The sequence below is a fragment of the Pseudomonas sp. NFACC56-3 genome, assembly GCF_900100025.1.
GTDB classification, from domain to species: domain Bacteria; phylum Pseudomonadota; class Gammaproteobacteria; order Pseudomonadales; family Pseudomonadaceae; genus Aquipseudomonas; species Aquipseudomonas fluorescens_AA.
On record NZ_FMTK01000008.1, the window covers coordinates 155,521 to 170,879 of the forward strand.

Here is a 15,359-nt window from a genome sequence, read left to right on the forward strand (position 1 = left end):
CGGCGCGTCATAAATATCGACGGGGAAGGGGGCGGAAGTTGTGGGCAATGACTAACAGGGGGTGTAGTCATTTAAAACTTGCGGGGTAGGAAATACCGCTATCGCGAGCAAGCTCGCTCCCACAGGAACACCGCAAATCAATTGTGGGAGCGAGCTTGCTCGCGATGAGGCCGCCACATCCCTGCACCTGGCTTGAATGCCAGGCAAAAAAAGCCCCGCCAAACGGACGGGGTTGAGGTACGAGCGTGGCGCTCGGAAAACGGTGCTCCGAATGGCCCTCCCCAAGGGAGGGCCGTCCGGTGTTACAGCAGGATGGTGCGGATGTCGCCCAGCAAGTCGCTCAGGCGCTTGGTGAAGCGTGCAGCGGCGGCGCCGTTGATCACACGGTGATCGTAGGACAGCGACAGTGGCAGCATCAGCTTGGGCTGGAAGGCCTTGCCGTCCCAGACCGGCTGGATGGTGGCCTTGGAAACACCCAGGATCGCCACTTCCGGCGCGTTGACGATCGGCGTGAAGCCGGTGCCGCCAATGTGGCCGAGGCTGGAGATGGTGAAGCAGGCGCCCTGCATGTCGTCGGCGGTGAGCTTCTTGTTCCGGGCTTTTTCGGCCAGGGCAGCGGCTTCGCCAGCCAGTTGCAGCAAGCTCTTCTGGTCGACGTTGCGGATGACCGGTACCAGCAGGCCTTCCGGGGTGTCGACGGCAAAGCCGATGTGCACGTATTTCTTGCGGATCACAGCCTTGCCGCTTGGGGCCAGGGAGCTGTTGAAGTCCGGCAGTTCCTTGAGCAGGTGCGCACAAGCCTTGAGCAGCAGTGGCAGCACGGTCAGCTTCACGCCGGCTTTTTCCGCCACGGCTTTCTGCGCGACGCGGAAAGCTTCCAGCTCGGTGATGTCGGCCTGGTCGAACTGAGTCACGTGGGGAATGTTCAGCCAGCTGCGGTGCAGGCTCGACGCGCCGATCTGCATCAGGCGAGTCATGGCCACTTCTTCGGTCTCACCGAAGCGGCTGAAGTCCACCGCCGGGATCGGCGGGATACCCGCGCCGCCGGTGGCGCCTTCGGCCGGTGCGTTCTTGGCCTTCTGCATCATGGCCTTGACGTAGGCTTGCACGTCTTCCTTGAGCACACGACCGTGCGGGCCGCTTGGGCCAACGGCCGACAGCTCGACACCGAATTCACGGGCCAACTGACGCACCGCCGGGCCGGCGTGCACCTTGGCACCGCTTGGCGCAGGCGCGGCGGCGACAGGCGCAGGCGCTGCTTCGGCCTTAGCGGCAGGCGCGGCGGCTGGCGCTGGGGCTGCTTCAGCCTTGGCGGCAGGTGCCGCGGCCGGAGCTGGCGCGGCAGGTGCCGAGGCGCCTGCCACTTTGAGCTTCAGGATCAGGTCACCGGTGCCGACTTCGTCTTCCAGCTTGATCTCGATGCTTTCCACCACACCGGCGGCCGGCGATGGGATTTCCATGCTGGCCTTGTCGGATTCCAGGGTGATCAGCGACTGGTCGGCTTCGACGGTGTCACCGACCTTGACCAGCACTTCGATGATCTTGGCCTTGCCCGACGAACCGATGTCCGGGACATGAATGTCCTGGACCGTGGCTGCGGCAGGGGCGGCGGCGGGCGCGGGAGCCGCTTCGGCAGCCGGTGCGGCGGCAGGCTTTTCAGCCGCCGCCGGGGCAGCAGCGGGGGCGGCCGCTTCAGGCGCCGCAGCGGCGCCCTCGACTTCCAGCTCCAGCAGTTCGTCGCCTTCTTTCAGGCGGTCGCCCAGCTTCACTTTCAGGCTCTTGATGACACCGGCCTTCGGCGCGGGCACTTCCATGCTGGCCTTGTCCGATTCAAGCGTCAGGATGCTCTGGTCGGCTTCGATACGGTCGCCGACCTTCACAAACAGTTCAATTACTTCACCTTCACCGCTGCCGATGTCAGGTACGCGAATGAGTTCGCTCACGAAAATTCTCCTCAGCAGTCCAGTGGGTTGCGTTTTTCCGGATCGATGCCGAACTTGGCGATGGCTTCGGCCACCACTTTAGGTTCGATATCGCCACGGTCAGCCAGGGCTTCGAGGGCTGCCAACACAACGAACTTACGGTCGACTTCGAAGAAGTGACGCAGCTTCTTGCGGCTGTCGCTACGGCCGAAACCGTCGGTGCCCAGCACTTTGAATTCCTTGGAAGGAACCCACTGGCGGATCTGCTCGGCGAACAGCTTCATGTAGTCGGTAGAGGCGATGACCGGACCTTTGCGGCCGTTCAGGCACTCTTCGACGTAGCTCAGCTTTGGCTTCTGACCAGGGTGCAGGCGGTTGCTGCGCTCTACGGCCAGGCCGTCGCGACGCAGTTCGTTGAAACTGGTGACGCTCCAGACGTCGGCACCGACGTTGAACTCTTCACGCAGGATCTTCGCTGCCTCGCGCACTTCGCGCAGGATGGTGCCCGAGCCCATCAACTGGACGTGGTGCGCCGCTTCGCGGGTGTCTTCCTCGAGCAGGTACATGCCCTTGACGATGCCTGCCTCGACACCGGCCGGCATGGCTGGCTGCTGGTAGGACTCGTTCATCACGGTGATGTAGTAGAAGACGTCCTGTTGCTCTTCGATCATCTTCTTCATGCCGTCCTGGATGATCACCGCCAGCTCGTAGCCGTAGGTCGGATCATAGGTGCGGCAGTTCGGGATGGTCCCGGCCAGCATGTGGCTGTGGCCGTCTTCGTGCTGCAGGCCTTCACCGTTGAGGGTGGTGCGGCCGGCGGTGCCGCCGATCAGGAAGCCACGGGTACGGCTGTCGCCAGCGGCCCAGGCCAGATCGCCGATGCGCTGGAAGCCGAACATCGAGTAGAAGATGTAGAACGGCAGCATCGGCTGGTTGTGGCTGGAGTACGAAGTACCGGCGGCAATGAAGGAGCTCATGGCGCCCGCTTCGTTGATGCCTTCTTCGAGGATCTGGCCCTTCTTGTCTTCGCGGTAGAACATCACCTGGTCTTTATCGACTGGCTCGTAGAGCTGGCCGACGGACGAGTAGATGCCCAACTGGCGGAACATGCCTTCCATACCGAAGGTACGGGCTTCGTCCGGGATGATCGGGACGATGCGCTGGCCGATTTCCTTGTCCTTGACCAGTTGCGCGAGGATTCGCACGAAGGCCATGGTGGTGGAGATTTCACGGTCGCCCGAACCGTCCAGGATCGCCTTGAGGGTCTCCAGTGGCGGGGTCGGAACGCTGAAGCTCTTGGCACGACGCTGGGGCACGAAACCGCCCAGTGCGGCACGGCGCTCGGCCAGGTAACGGGCTTCGGCACTGCCTTCTTCAGGCTTGAAGAACGGCAGGTTTTCCAGCTCGCTGTCCTTGACCGGAATGTCGAAGCGGTCGCGGAACAACTTCAGGCTCTCGACATCGACCTTCTTGGTGTTGTGCGCAGTGTTCTTCGCTTCGCCGGCACCGGTGCCATAACCCTTGATGGTCTTGGCCAGGATGACGGTCGGCTGTTCTTTGTGATTGACCGCCTGGTGGTACGCCGCGTAGACCTTGTACGGGTCGTGGCCGCCACGGTTGAGCTTCCAGATCTCGTCGTCGGACAAGTCGGCAACCATGGCCTTGAGTTCAGGCGAGTTGAAGAAGTGCTCGCGGACGAACGCGCCGTCCTTGGCCTTGTAGTTCTGGTACTCGCCGTCGATGACTTCGTCCATGCGGCGTTGCAGGATGCCGTCGACGTCCTTGGCCAGCAGTGGGTCCCAGAAGCGGCCCCAGATGACTTTGTTGACGTTCCACTGGGCACCACGGAACACGCCTTCGAGTTCCTGGATGATCTTGGCGTTGCCGCGAACCGGGCCGTCGAGGCGCTGCAGGTTGCAGTTGATGACGAAGATCAGGTTGTCCAGCTTCTCGCGGCCGGCCAGGGAGATCGCGCCCAGGGATTCCGGCTCGTCGCACTCGCCGTCGCCCATGAAGCACCAGACTTTCTGCTTGCCTGGCTGGATGAAACCGCGGGCTTCCAGGTACTTCATGAAGCGCGCCTGGTAGATCGCCTGGATCGGGCCCAGACCCATGGATACGGTCGGGAACTGCCAGAAATCCGGCATCAGCCAAGGGTGCGGGTACGAGGACAGGCCGTTGCCGTCCACTTCCTGGCGGAAGTTGTTCATCTGCTCTTCGGTGATGCGGCCTTCCATGAACGCACGGGCGTAGACGCCTGGCGATGCGTGACCCTGGAAGTAGATCAGGTCGCCACCGTGTTCGTCGGTCGGGGCCTGGAAGAAGTAGTTGAAGCCGATGTCATACAGCGTCGCGCTGGAGGCGAAGCTGGAGATGTGACCGCCCAGGTCAGAATCTTTCAGGTTGGTACGCATGACCATGGCCAACGCGTTCCAGCGTACCAGCGAGCGAATGCGGCGTTCCATGAACAGGTCGCCAGGCATGCGTGCTTCGTGGGTAACGGGGATCGTGTTGCGGTACGGCGTGGTGATGGCGTAGGGCAGTTGCGAGCCGCTGCGGGTCGCGAGTTCGCCCATGCGGGTCATCAGATAATGAGCGCGGTCTTCGCCTTCTTTGTCGAGAACCGATTCCAGGGCGTCCAGCCATTCCTGGGTTTCGACGGGATCGAGGTCTTGCATGGCTTGCTCCAGGGCGGAAAGGCTACCAGAATCGGTTGCCTGAGTTTGCGACTGGCCTTGTGGGCAGACGGTATAAATTCTTGGATTGCCGAAGGTTGTTTCGGCGGCGTGTAGTTTTACTACAAATCGTCGGCCGTTTCAGCCTTTCGAATGTATAGACGAGTAGTGAAACTACACATGAGCGGCGTATGGCCCCTCATTTCGTTGTGAGAATAATCGTTACTGTTGGTCTTTAGCCAACTCGAACAGGTAAAAACTTGATGCCGGCTGCCAATAAAATCAGATTTTCAGCTATTTATCATCTTTGTTCGACAGTCGAGCAGGTAGTGTCTTGTGAAAAAACACTACATCCAGCTTCTCCCGCGCCGATCAAGGATAGACCATGAGCCTGCCCTCGCTTGTCCCAATACCGGAAATGGTACCGGCCATTCTCCAGTCATTGGTCAACCGTGCCGAGCAGTCGTTCCGTGCGGCGGTCGCCTCCCTCGACGACGATCGGGGGCTGTCGGCCTGGACCCCTCAACGCTGGGAAGCGTTCAATCGTATTGCCGCCGCCAGCGACTTTGTCATCGAGCAGAGTGTCCGTGACCCGGCGATGCTGCTGGAGCTGGTACGCAGCGGCGAACTGGACCGCAGCCTGGCGCCCGGTGAAATGCGCGCGCAGATTGCCGCCGCCGTGCAGGCCGCCGAAACCGAAGACGAACTGGGCCGCGTCCTGCGCCGCCAGCGTACCCGCCAACAGGTACGGATCATCTGGCGCGACCTGACCCGTCAGGCCGATCTGGTCCAGACCTGTCGCGATCTTTCGGACATGGCCGACACCTGCATCGACCAGGCTTACCACTGGTTGTACCAGCGCCTCAGCCAGCAATTCGGTACGCCCACCGGACGGCGTAGCGGCGAGCCGCAGCAGATGGTCATCCTGGGCATGGGCAAGCTGGGTGCCATGGAACTGAACCTGTCGTCGGACATCGACCTGATCTTCGCCTACCCCGAGGGCGGCGAAACCGTGGGCGTCAAGCGGCCGCTGGATAACCAGGAATTTTTCATCCGTGTCGGCCAGCGCCTGATCAAGGCCCTGGACCCGATGACCGTCGACGGCTTCGTGTTCCGCGTCGACATGCGCCTGCGCCCCTACGGCTCGGCCGGTGCGCTGGTGCTGAGCTTCAATGCCCTGGAGCAGTATTACCAGGATCAGGGGCGCGACTGGGAGCGCTACGCCATGATCAAGGCGCGGGTGGTGGCGGGCGACCAGGTGGCCGGTGCCCAGTTGCTCGACATGCTGCGTCCATTCGTCTATCGCCGTTACCTGGATTTTTCCGCCATCGAAGCGCTGCGCACCATGAAGCAACTGATCCAGCAGGAGGTGCGGCGAAAGGGCATGGCCGACAACATCAAGTTGGGCTCGGGCGGCATTCGCGAGGTGGAGTTCATTGCCCAGGCGTTCCAACTGATCCATGGCGGTCGGGACTTGAGCTTGCAGCAGCGCCCGTTGCTCAAAGTGTTGAGCACCCTGGAGGGCCAGGGCTACCTGCCGGCCAAGGTGATCGACGAGCTGCGCGAGGGCTATGAGTTCCTGCGTTACACCGAGCATGCGATCCAGGCCATCGCCGACCGCCAGACTCAGAGGCTCCCGGACAGCCCGCAGGATCAGGCACGCATTGCATTCATGTTGGGGTTCGCCGACTGGTCGGCCTTTCATGAGCAGTTGATGCACTGGCGCGGGCGCGTGGCCTGGCATTTCGGCCAGGTCATTGCCGACCCGGATGAAGACGAGGGCGGCGAAAGCGAAGTGGTGGTGGGCGGCGAATGGTTGCCGTTGTGGGAAGACAGCCAGGATGAAGGGGCGGCGTGCCGTCAGTTGGAAGAGGGCGGCTTCGCCGATGCGCCCAAAGCCCTCAAGGCCCTGGCCGCCCTGCGTGGCAGCCCGCAATTGCGCGCCATGCAGCGCTTGGGGCGCGAGCGCCTGGATGCATTCATTCCACGCCTGCTGGCCCAGGCCGTGGAACATGCCGATCCGGACCTGGTGCTGGAGCGAGTGCTGCCCTTGGTGGAGGCCGTGGCTCGCCGTTCGGCCTACCTGGTGTTGTTGACGGAAAACCCTGGCGCCCTGCGACGCTTGCTGACGCTGTGCGCGGCGAGCCCGTGGATTGCTGAGCAAATCACCCGTTTCCCGTTGCTGCTCGATGAGTTGCTCAACGAGGGTCGGCTGTTCAAGCCACCCCTGGCGCCGGAGTTGGCCGCGGAGTTGCGTGAGCGCCTGACACGCATTCCCGAGGATGACCTGGAGCAGCAAATGGAGGCGTTGCGGCATTTCAAGCTGGCGCACCGCCTGCGGGTGGCGGCTTCGGAAATCGCCGGCAGCCTCCCGCTGATGAAGGTCAGCGATTATCTGACCTGGCTGGCCGAGGCGATTCTCGAGCAAGTGCTGGCCCTGGCCTGGCGCCAGACGGCCGCCAAGCACGGCGTGCCATTGCGCACCGACGGCAGCCTGTGCGATCCGGGCTTCATTATTGTCGGTTATGGGAAAGTCGGCGGCCTGGAATTGGGGCATGGTTCCGACCTGGACCTGGTGTTCATCCACGATGGCGACCCACAGGCGGAAACCGACGGCCCGAAACCCATCGACGGCGCGCAGTTCTTTACCCGGCTCGGTCAGCGGATCATTCACCTGCTGACGGCCCAGACCAACTCCGGGCAGCTGTATGAAGTGGACATGCGCTTGCGGCCTTCCGGGGCGTCGGGGTTGCTGGTCAGCTCCCTCGGGGCGTTTGCCCGTTACCAGGAGAACGAAGCCTGGACCTGGGAGCATCAGGCGCTGGTGCGAGCGCGCGTGCTGGTGGGCAGCCAGGATGTGGGCCAAGCGTTCGAGAAGGTCCGCGTCCAGATACTGGGACGCAAGCGTGACTTGCCGACGCTGCGCCAGGAAGTCAGCGAGATGCGCGCCAAGATGCGCGACAACCTTGGCAGCAAGGCCACTGCCGCCGGGACCGCGGCGAATGCCTTCGAGGCCACGGCGCCCTTCGACCTCAAGCAGGATGCCGGAGGTATCGTCGATATTGAATTTATGGTGCAATACGCGGCCCTGGCGTGGTCCCAAGAGCATCCATCGCTGGTGCGCTATACCGATAACATCCGCATCCTGGACGGGTTGCAAGCGCTCGGGTTGATGTCGGTCGAAGATGCCACGCTGTTGCGCGAAGCCTACAAAGCCTACCGCTCCGCCGCCCACCGCCAGGCCTTGCAGAAAGATGCCGGGGTGATCGCAGGCGACCAGTTCGTGGATGAGCGTCGGCAGGTATTGCGGATCTGGCGAGAGCTGGGGCTGAGCTGAGGCTTTAAATGTGGGAGCGAGCTTGCTCGCGATAGCGGAGTGCCAGGCGACATTGATGTTGAATGGGCTGGCCTCATCGCGAGCAAGCTCGCTCCCACAGTGGATATGTGGTGTTGCACAGTATTTGAAACCTATGCAGGACCCTGGTGGGGCGAGATTAATCGCCGTTGCAGAGAAGCAAGAAGAATTGATGTTGAATGGGCTGGCCTCATCGCGAGCAAGCTCGCTCCCACAGTGGATATGTGGTGTTGCACAGTATTTGAAACCTATGCAGGACCTTGAGGGAGCGAGCTTGCTCGCGATAGCGGAGTGTCAGGCGACATTGATGTTGAATGGGCTGGCCTCATCGCGAGCGAGCTCGCTCCCACAGTGTAGATTGAAGGCAACAGGCAACGACCTAAGCCACAGTGATTCTCGAGGCGGGGAGGCGTAGGCCTCCCCGTATCGTTTTTGGAAAGCACATGAATATTCTGATCGTTGGGCCCAGTTGGGTCGGTGACATGGTGATGGCGCAGACACTGTTCCAGTGCCTGAAGCAGCGTCATCCGCAGTGCGAAATCGATGTCCTGGCCCCCGAGTGGAGCCGGCCGATCCTGGAGCGCATGCCCGAAGTGCGCAAGGCCTTGAGCTTTCCGCTCGGCCACGGCGTGCTGGAGCTGGCGACCCGTCGACGCATCGGCAAATCCCTGGCCGGTCAGTACGACCAGGCGATCCTGTTGCCCAATTCGTTGAAATCGGCGTTGGTGCCGTTCTTCGCCGGTATTGCCAAGCGCACCGGTTGGCGTGGCGAGTTTCGCTACGGCCTGCTCAACGACGTGCGCGCCCTGGATAAAGACCGTTACCCACTGATGATCGAACGTTTCATGGCCCTGGCCTACGCGCCAGGGGCCGAGTTGCCCAAGCCGTATCCGCGACCGAACCTGCGGATCGACCCGGTGACCCGTGACGCGGCGCTGGCCAAGTTCGGCCTGAGCCTGGACCGTCCGGTGCTGGCCCTGTGTCCAGGGGCCGAGTTCGGCGAATCCAAGCGCTGGCCGGCGGAGCATTACGCCCAGGTGGCCGAAGCGAAGATTCGCGACGGCTGGCAAGTCTGGCTGTTCGGCTCGAAAAAAGATCACCCGGTGGGCGAGGACATTCGCTCGCGATTGATCCCGGGCCTTCGGGAAGAGTCGGTGAACCTCAGTGGCGACACGTCCCTGGCCGAGGCCATCGACCTGCTGTCCTGCGCCGATTCGGTGGTGTCCAACGATTCGGGCCTGATGCATGTGGCCGCAGCCCTTAACCGTCCCTTGGTGGCGGTCTACGGTTCCACCTCGCCAGGCTTCACGCCACCGCTGGCCGACCAGGTCGAAGTCGTGCGCCTGGGCATCGAATGCAGCCCGTGCTTCGACCGCACCTGCCGTTTCGGCCATTACAATTGCCTGCGCCAGCTCATGCCGCCGTCGGTGAACGAGGCCCTGGAGCGTTTGCAGGGCACACCCGTGGAGGTTCGGTAACTTGCGGGTATTGCTGATCAAGACCTCTTCGCTGGGGGATGTGGTCCACACCCTGCCGGCGCTGACCGATGCGGCACGGGCGATTCCGGGCATCAAGTTCGATTGGGTGGTGGAAGAAGGCTTCGCCGAAATCCCCACCTGGCACCCGGCCGTGGGCAAGGTCATTCCGGTGGCGATCCGGCGCTGGCGCAAGAACCTCTGGCAAACCATCAAGAGCGGCGAATGGCGACGTTTCAAGCAGAGCGTGCGCGCCGAAAAATATGACTTGGTGATTGACGCCCAAGGCCTGTTGAAAAGCGCCTGGCTGACCCGTTACATCAAAGCGCCAGTGGCCGGGTTGGATAAAAACTCGGCGCGTGAGCCCCTGGCGGCGCGCTTTTATTCCCGGCGCCTGGCGGTGGCCCGTGGTCAGCATGCGGTCGAGCGCGTGCGCCAGCTGTTTGCCGTGGCGCTGGGGTATGACTTGCCGCAGACGCTGGGTAACTACGGCCTCGATGTCGACCGGCTGGTGGAGTTGCCACGTCCCTATCCCTACGTGGTGTTCCTGCACGGCACCACCTGGGAGTCCAAGCATTGGCCCGAACTTTACTGGCGCCAGCTCACTGAGCGCATGGGGCAGTTCGGCGTGGTCGTCAAACTGCCTTGGGGCAATCCGGCCGAAAAGGCCCGGGCCGAACGCATCGCCAGCGGGCTGCGCAACGCCTTGGTCCTGCCGAAGCTGAACCTCGGCGGCATGGGCAAGGTGCTTGCCGGCGCCCAGGCCTGCGTGGCCGTGGACACCGGCCTCGGGCATCTGGCCGCGGCCCTGGACGTGCCGACCATTTCGCTGCTCGGCCCGACCAATCCGGTGCTGACCGGTGCCTATGGCAAGGGCCAAATTCACCTCGCCAGTGATTTCCCTTGCGCGCCGTGCATGCAGAAACATTGCACTTATCCGCCGACCGCCGAAGATGCCCGGCGGTTTGACCTGAAACGCGAGCAGCCCCTGTGCTTCACGCGTCTGAACCCCGAGCGTGTTGCCAGCCACCTGAGCACGTTATTGGCTGAGGAGCCGCGCTGATGCAATTGGCTTTTGTCCTTTACAAGTACTTCCCCTTCGGTGGCCTGCAGCGTGACTTCATGCGCATCGCCCTGGAATGCCAGCGACGCGGTCACCAGATCCGTGTCTACACGCTGATCTGGGAAGGTGACGTGCCGCCCGGCTTCGAGGTGCTGGTGGCGCCGGTCAAGGCGCTGTTCAATCATCGCCGCAACGAGAAACTCAGTGCGTGGATGGAGGCCGACCTGGCCAGGCGCCCGGTGGACCGTTTGATCGGCTTCAACAAGATGCCCGGCCTGGACGTGTACTACGCCGCCGACGGCTGTTTCGAAGACAAGGCGCAGAACCTGCGCAACTCGCTGTACCGGCGCTGGGGCCGCTACCGGCATTTCGCCGAGTACGAGCGGGCCGTGTTCGCCAAGGATGCAAAAACCGACGTATTGATGATCTCCGAAGTCCAGCAGCCGCTGTTCATCAAGCACTACGGCACACCGCTGGAACGCTTTCACCTGCTGCCACCGGGCATCGCCCAGGACCGCCGGCGGCCCGCCGATGCCGATGAGATCCGCGCCGCGTTCCGGGCCGAGTTCGAGCTGGCCGACGACGACCTGCTGCTGGTGCAGATTGGTTCCGGGTTCAAGACCAAGGGCGTGGATCGCAGCCTCAAGGCCCTGGCCGCGTTGCCAGCCGAGCTGCGAAAACGCACCCGGCTATTTGTAATTGGCCAGGACGACCCCAAGGTATTCCAATTGCAGAGCGCCGCGCTGGGTCTGGGCGACAATGTGCGGTTCCTCAAGGGCCGCAGCGACATCCCGCGGTTCCTGCTGGGCGCCGATTTGTTGATCCATCCGGCGTACAACGAGAACACCGGCACCGTACTGCTCGAAGCGCTGGTGGCCGGGTTGCCGGTACTGGTCAGCGCGGTGTGTGGGTACGCCCATTACATCGCCGAGGCCGACAGTGGCCTGGTGCTGGATGAGCCGTTCGAACAAGCCCAGCTCAACGAATACCTGGGCCGCATGTTGAACGATGCCGATGCCCGGGCGGCCTGGAGCCGCAACGGTCTGGCCTTCGCCGAGACGGCCGACCTCTACAGCATGCCGCAGCACGCGGCCGATGTGATATTGGCGGAGCACGCACAATGAAGTTGATGCTGGCCGAACCGTTCAAGAGCCTTTGGGCCGGGCGCGATGCGTTCACCGAAGTCGAAGCGCTCAAGGGCGAGGTCTATCGTGAACTGGAAGCCCGGCGCACCTTGCGCACGGAGGTGGACGGTCGCGGCTTTTTCGTGAAGATCCACCGTGGCATCGGTTGGGGCGAGATCTTCAAGAACCTGTTCACTGCCAAGCTGCCGGTACTCGGCGCAGGGCAGGAGTGGAAGGCTATCCAGCGTTTGCAGGAAGCCGGCGTGCCGACCATGACCGCTGTCGCCTACGGCGAGAAGGGCAGTAACCCGGCGGACCAGCACTCGTTCATCGTCACCGAAGAGCTGGCGCCGACTGTCAGCCTCGAAGATTTCAGCATCGACTGGGTCAAGCAGCCGCCGCAACCGACGCTCAAGCGTGCGCTGATCGCCGAAGTGGCGCGTATGACCGGCATGATGCACCGCGCCGGCGTCAACCATCGTGACTGCTACATCTGCCACTTTCTGCTGCACACCGACAAGCCGGTGACCCCTGGGGATTTCAAACTCTCGGTGATCGACCTGCACCGCGCCCAGACCCGTCCCGCCATCACCACTCGCTGGCGCAACAAGGACCTGGCGGCGCTGTATTTCTCTGCGCTGGACATCGGTCTGACCCGCCGCGACAAGCTGCGTTTTCTCAAGGGGTATTTCCAACAGCCGCTGCGGCGGATCCTCGCCGAAGAGGCTTCGTTGCTGGCCTGGCTCGAAGGCAAGGCCAACAAGCTGTATGCCCGCAAGCAGCGGTACGGGGACGCGCTCTGATGTCGGGTTGGAATCTGGAACCGGAGTACGTCGAGCTGGCGGAGGATTTTGGCAGCCTTGAAGCGGTGTTCGCGTTGCAAGGGGAGCGTTTGACCCGTGACCCGTTGTCAGAAGTGATCCGGGTGCAGCGCAACGGCGTGAACTATTACGTCAAGCGCTACGTCGGCGCCGGCAAAGGCTTGCGGCGCTACCTGGGCAAGCCACGGGTCAAGTCCGAATGGCAGAACCTCAAGCGCTTCGCCAAATGGGGCATTCCCACCGCCGAAGTCGTGGGCTGGGGCTTGGAGCGAAACGGTGCGAGCTACGCCCGTGGCGCGCTGATCACCCGCGAACTGCCCCGCACCGAAGATCTCTCGGCGCTCGCCGAGCGTCACGATTCGCGGCTGGCGGACCGTGCCTGGGTCGATCATGTCAGTCGGCAACTGGCCGGCTATACACGGACCATGCACGACCACCGCTTCACCCATAACGATCTGAAGTGGCGCAACCTGCTGATCGACGACCACTCGCGGCTGTTTCTGATCGACTGCCCGAACGGGGATTTCTGGCGTGGTTTCTGGCTCAAGTACCGTATCACCAAGGATTTGGCATGCCTGGATAAAGTGGCCAAATACCATCTGTCGGCCACGCAGCGCCTGCGTTTTTACCTGCAATACCGCCAGCGCGACCGGCTCGATGCGTGCGACAAGAAACGCATCCGTCACGTGGTGAGATTTTTCGAGGGGCGTGAATGACTGACTTTCTGGCCGCTGAAGACCGAGCGTTGTTGCAACGCCATGGCCTGGACAGCTTCGAAGCCTTGTGGGCGCGGCAACTGGACGCGGTGGACGAACCCAATACCTCGGGCGACGGCTGGAGCAGTGTGTTCCGGCTTGAACTGGAAGGGCAGGGTTATTACCTCAAGCGCCAGAGCAATTACCTGACCCGGACCTGGACCCACCCCTTTGGCGAGCCGAGTTTTTCCCGGGAATTTCGCAACATCAGCCGTTATCGGCAGTTGGGGATTCCGGCCCTGCAAGCGGTGTTCTATGGCCAGCGCAAGGTGGAGGGCGAGGTGCGGGCGATCCTGCTGACCCGAGCCCTGGATGGCTGGGACGACCTGGACTCGCTGTTGCAACGCTGGCCGAGCCTGACGGCGACGCAGCGCACCACCGTCCTCGACGCCTGCGGGCAGTTGGCGCGGCGCCTGCATGGCATGCATCAGGTGCACGGTTGCTTCTATCCCAAACACATCTTCCTGCAAGCCACCGCCGATGGTTATCAAGCGCAATTGATCGACTTGGAAAAGACTCGGCCGCTGCTGTTTGGTCGGCGTGATCGGGTCAAGGACCTGGAGCCGTTGTTGCGGCGCGCGTCCATCTGGAGTGAGGCCGATGTACGCCAGCTGTTGTCTGTCTACCTGGCCCAACCGCTCGACGCCGGGCTGGTCGACAGCTGGATGGAGCGCCTGAGCGCCCGGCGCAGCCACAAGGGAGCCCGTTGATGCATTTGTCCGAATTGAAGAATGCCGGCCGCAGTCCCAGCCTGCCATTGAGCCTGGAACTGGCTGACGCCGCCGGACCGGCGCAATTGCAGCTGCTTTCGCTGTTGCGGGTGTTGCCGGGGCAACGTTATGTCGGGGCGGGCATCTGGCGTGGTCGGCCGGTGCTGGCCAAATTGTTGGTGGGCAACAAAGCCGCCCGGCACTTCCAGCGGGAACTGCAAGGCGTGCGCTTGCTGGCGGAACAGGGGCTGACGACGCCGCTGTTGCTCGCCGATGGCTTGAACGAGGCTGAAGGCGGCTGGTTGTTGTTCGAATTGCTCGAAGGCGCCGAGAGCCTGGGGGATGCCTGGCAACGGGTCGAACACTTGCCCTTGCTGGCCGACGAACAGACGGCGGTGCTGGCCGAAGCCCTGGGCGCCATTGCGCAACTGCATGGCAAAGGCCTGTGGCAGGAAGACCTGCACCTGGACAATCTGCTGCGCCACGACGGCAAGCTCTACTTGATCGACGGTGCCGGCATCCGCGCCGAAACCCCAGGGCAACCGCTGTCGCGGCAGAAAGTCCTGGAAAACCTGGGGGTGTTTTTCGCCCAGCTTCCCAAGGCCCTCCAGCCGTTCAATGAAGAGCTGTTGGTGTATTACCTGTTGGGCAACGCCGAACACGCGCTGCCCATGGAAGCGCTGCAAAAGCAGATCGACAAGGTGCAGGCCTGGCGCCTGAAGGATTTTCTCGAAAAAGTCGGGCGCGAGTGCAGCCTGTTCAGCGTACAGCGCGGGGCGTTCGGTTTGCGGGCGATCCGTCGGGATGAAGAAGCGGCCATGACGCCGGTGCTGGAGCAGGCCGATGCGCTGCTCGACCAGGGCCATCTGTACAAGACCGGCGGCGCGGCCAGCGTCGGCAAAGTCGAGGCGAACGGTCGCACCTTGGTGATCAAGCGCTACAACATCAAGAACTTCGCCCACTGGCTCAAGCGCTTCTGGCGCCCGAGCCGGGCCTGGCATTCTTGGCGCGAAGGCCATCGCCTGGCCTTCCTCGGCATTGCCACGCCCAAGCCACTGGCCTTGCTGGAAAAGCGTTTCCTGTGGTTGCGCCGTGCCGCCTATCTGGTCACCGAGCACTTGTCGGGGCCGGACATCATCGAGCGTTTCGGCCCTTACGTGCAGAGCGGTGAAGCCCCCGAAGCCGAGTTGCTGGCGCTGGATCGCTTGTTCGCCGACCTGATCCGCGAGCGCATCAGCCATGGCGACTTCAAGGGCCACAACCTGTTCTGGCAGCATGACCGCTGGGCGCTGATCGACCTCGACTCGATGTGCCAACACCGCACCCAGGCCAGCTTCGCCCCGGCCTACGCCCGGGATCGGGCACGGTTCATGCGTAATTGGCCTGAGGACAGTGCGCTGTATCGGGTGATCGATCAGCGGTTGCCCAAAACAGTCGATAGCACCTCGTAGAGTCCTGT

General features: G+C 62.7%; 10 protein-coding genes. 8 read left to right on the forward strand and 2 right to left on the reverse strand.

The annotated features are described in order from the left end of the window. Positions 1 to 302 precede the first annotated feature (302 nt). A complete protein-coding gene (gene aceF, locus BLO80_RS13975; RefSeq protein WP_092328983.1) occupies positions 303 to 1,943 on the reverse strand; it encodes a dihydrolipoyllysine-residue acetyltransferase in 1,641 nt (546 codons plus the stop codon). 11 nt (positions 1,944 to 1,954) lie between these two features. Beyond that, positions 1,955 to 4,600, reverse strand: a complete 2,646-nt coding sequence (aceE, locus tag BLO80_RS13980) for a pyruvate dehydrogenase (acetyl-transferring), homodimeric type (protein ID WP_092328986.1) — start codon at positions 4,598 to 4,600, stop codon at positions 1,955 to 1,957. Between the two features lie 382 nt (positions 4,601 to 4,982). Between aceE and glnE the strand changes: the two genes are divergently transcribed. From glnE to BLO80_RS14020, 8 genes are all read left to right on the forward strand, one after another. Next, entirely contained in the window at positions 4,983 to 7,934 is a 2,952-nt protein-coding gene (gene glnE / locus BLO80_RS13985) for a bifunctional [glutamate--ammonia ligase]-adenylyl-L-tyrosine phosphorylase/[glutamate--ammonia-ligase] adenylyltransferase (RefSeq protein ID WP_092328988.1), read from the forward strand. A 461-nt stretch (positions 7,935 to 8,395) separates the two neighbouring features. Next, positions 8,396 to 9,430, forward strand: a complete 1,035-nt coding sequence (waaF, locus tag BLO80_RS13990) for a lipopolysaccharide heptosyltransferase II (RefSeq protein WP_092334032.1) — start codon at positions 8,396 to 8,398, stop codon at positions 9,428 to 9,430. A gap of 1 nt (position 9,431) precedes the next feature. After that, positions 9,432 to 10,490 carry a lipopolysaccharide heptosyltransferase I gene (waaC, locus tag BLO80_RS13995; RefSeq protein WP_092334030.1) on the forward strand — a complete coding sequence of 353 codons (1,059 nt, stop codon included), beginning with the start codon at positions 9,432 to 9,434 and terminating at the stop codon, positions 10,488 to 10,490. Beyond that, the gene (locus BLO80_RS14000; protein WP_092334028.1) at positions 10,490 to 11,614 is read left to right on the forward strand and encodes a glycosyltransferase family 4 protein; all 1,125 of its coding nucleotides are present in this window, start codon (positions 10,490 to 10,492) and stop codon (positions 11,612 to 11,614) included. Before waaC ends, BLO80_RS14000 begins: the two co-directional genes overlap by 1 nt. Further along, positions 11,611 to 12,417, forward strand: a complete 807-nt coding sequence (gene rfaP, locus BLO80_RS14005; RefSeq protein ID WP_092334026.1) for a lipopolysaccharide core heptose(I) kinase RfaP — start codon at positions 11,611 to 11,613, stop codon at positions 12,415 to 12,417. The genes BLO80_RS14000 and rfaP overlap by 4 nt, the downstream gene beginning before the upstream one ends. Then, the gene (locus BLO80_RS14010; RefSeq protein ID WP_092334024.1) at positions 12,417 to 13,151 is read left to right on the forward strand and encodes a lipopolysaccharide kinase InaA family protein; all 735 of its coding nucleotides are present in this window, start codon (positions 12,417 to 12,419) and stop codon (positions 13,149 to 13,151) included. Before rfaP ends, BLO80_RS14010 begins: the two co-directional genes overlap by 1 nt. Continuing rightward, positions 13,148 to 13,900, forward strand: a complete 753-nt coding sequence (locus BLO80_RS14015; protein WP_092334022.1) for a lipopolysaccharide kinase InaA family protein — start codon at positions 13,148 to 13,150, stop codon at positions 13,898 to 13,900. Before BLO80_RS14010 ends, BLO80_RS14015 begins: the two co-directional genes overlap by 4 nt. Then, positions 13,900 to 15,351: a lipopolysaccharide kinase InaA family protein gene (locus tag BLO80_RS14020; protein ID WP_092334020.1), complete on the forward strand. Its 1,452-nt coding sequence runs from the start codon at positions 13,900 to 13,902 to the stop codon at positions 15,349 to 15,351. Before BLO80_RS14015 ends, BLO80_RS14020 begins: the two co-directional genes overlap by 1 nt. The last annotated feature ends 8 nt before the right edge of the window (positions 15,352 to 15,359 follow it).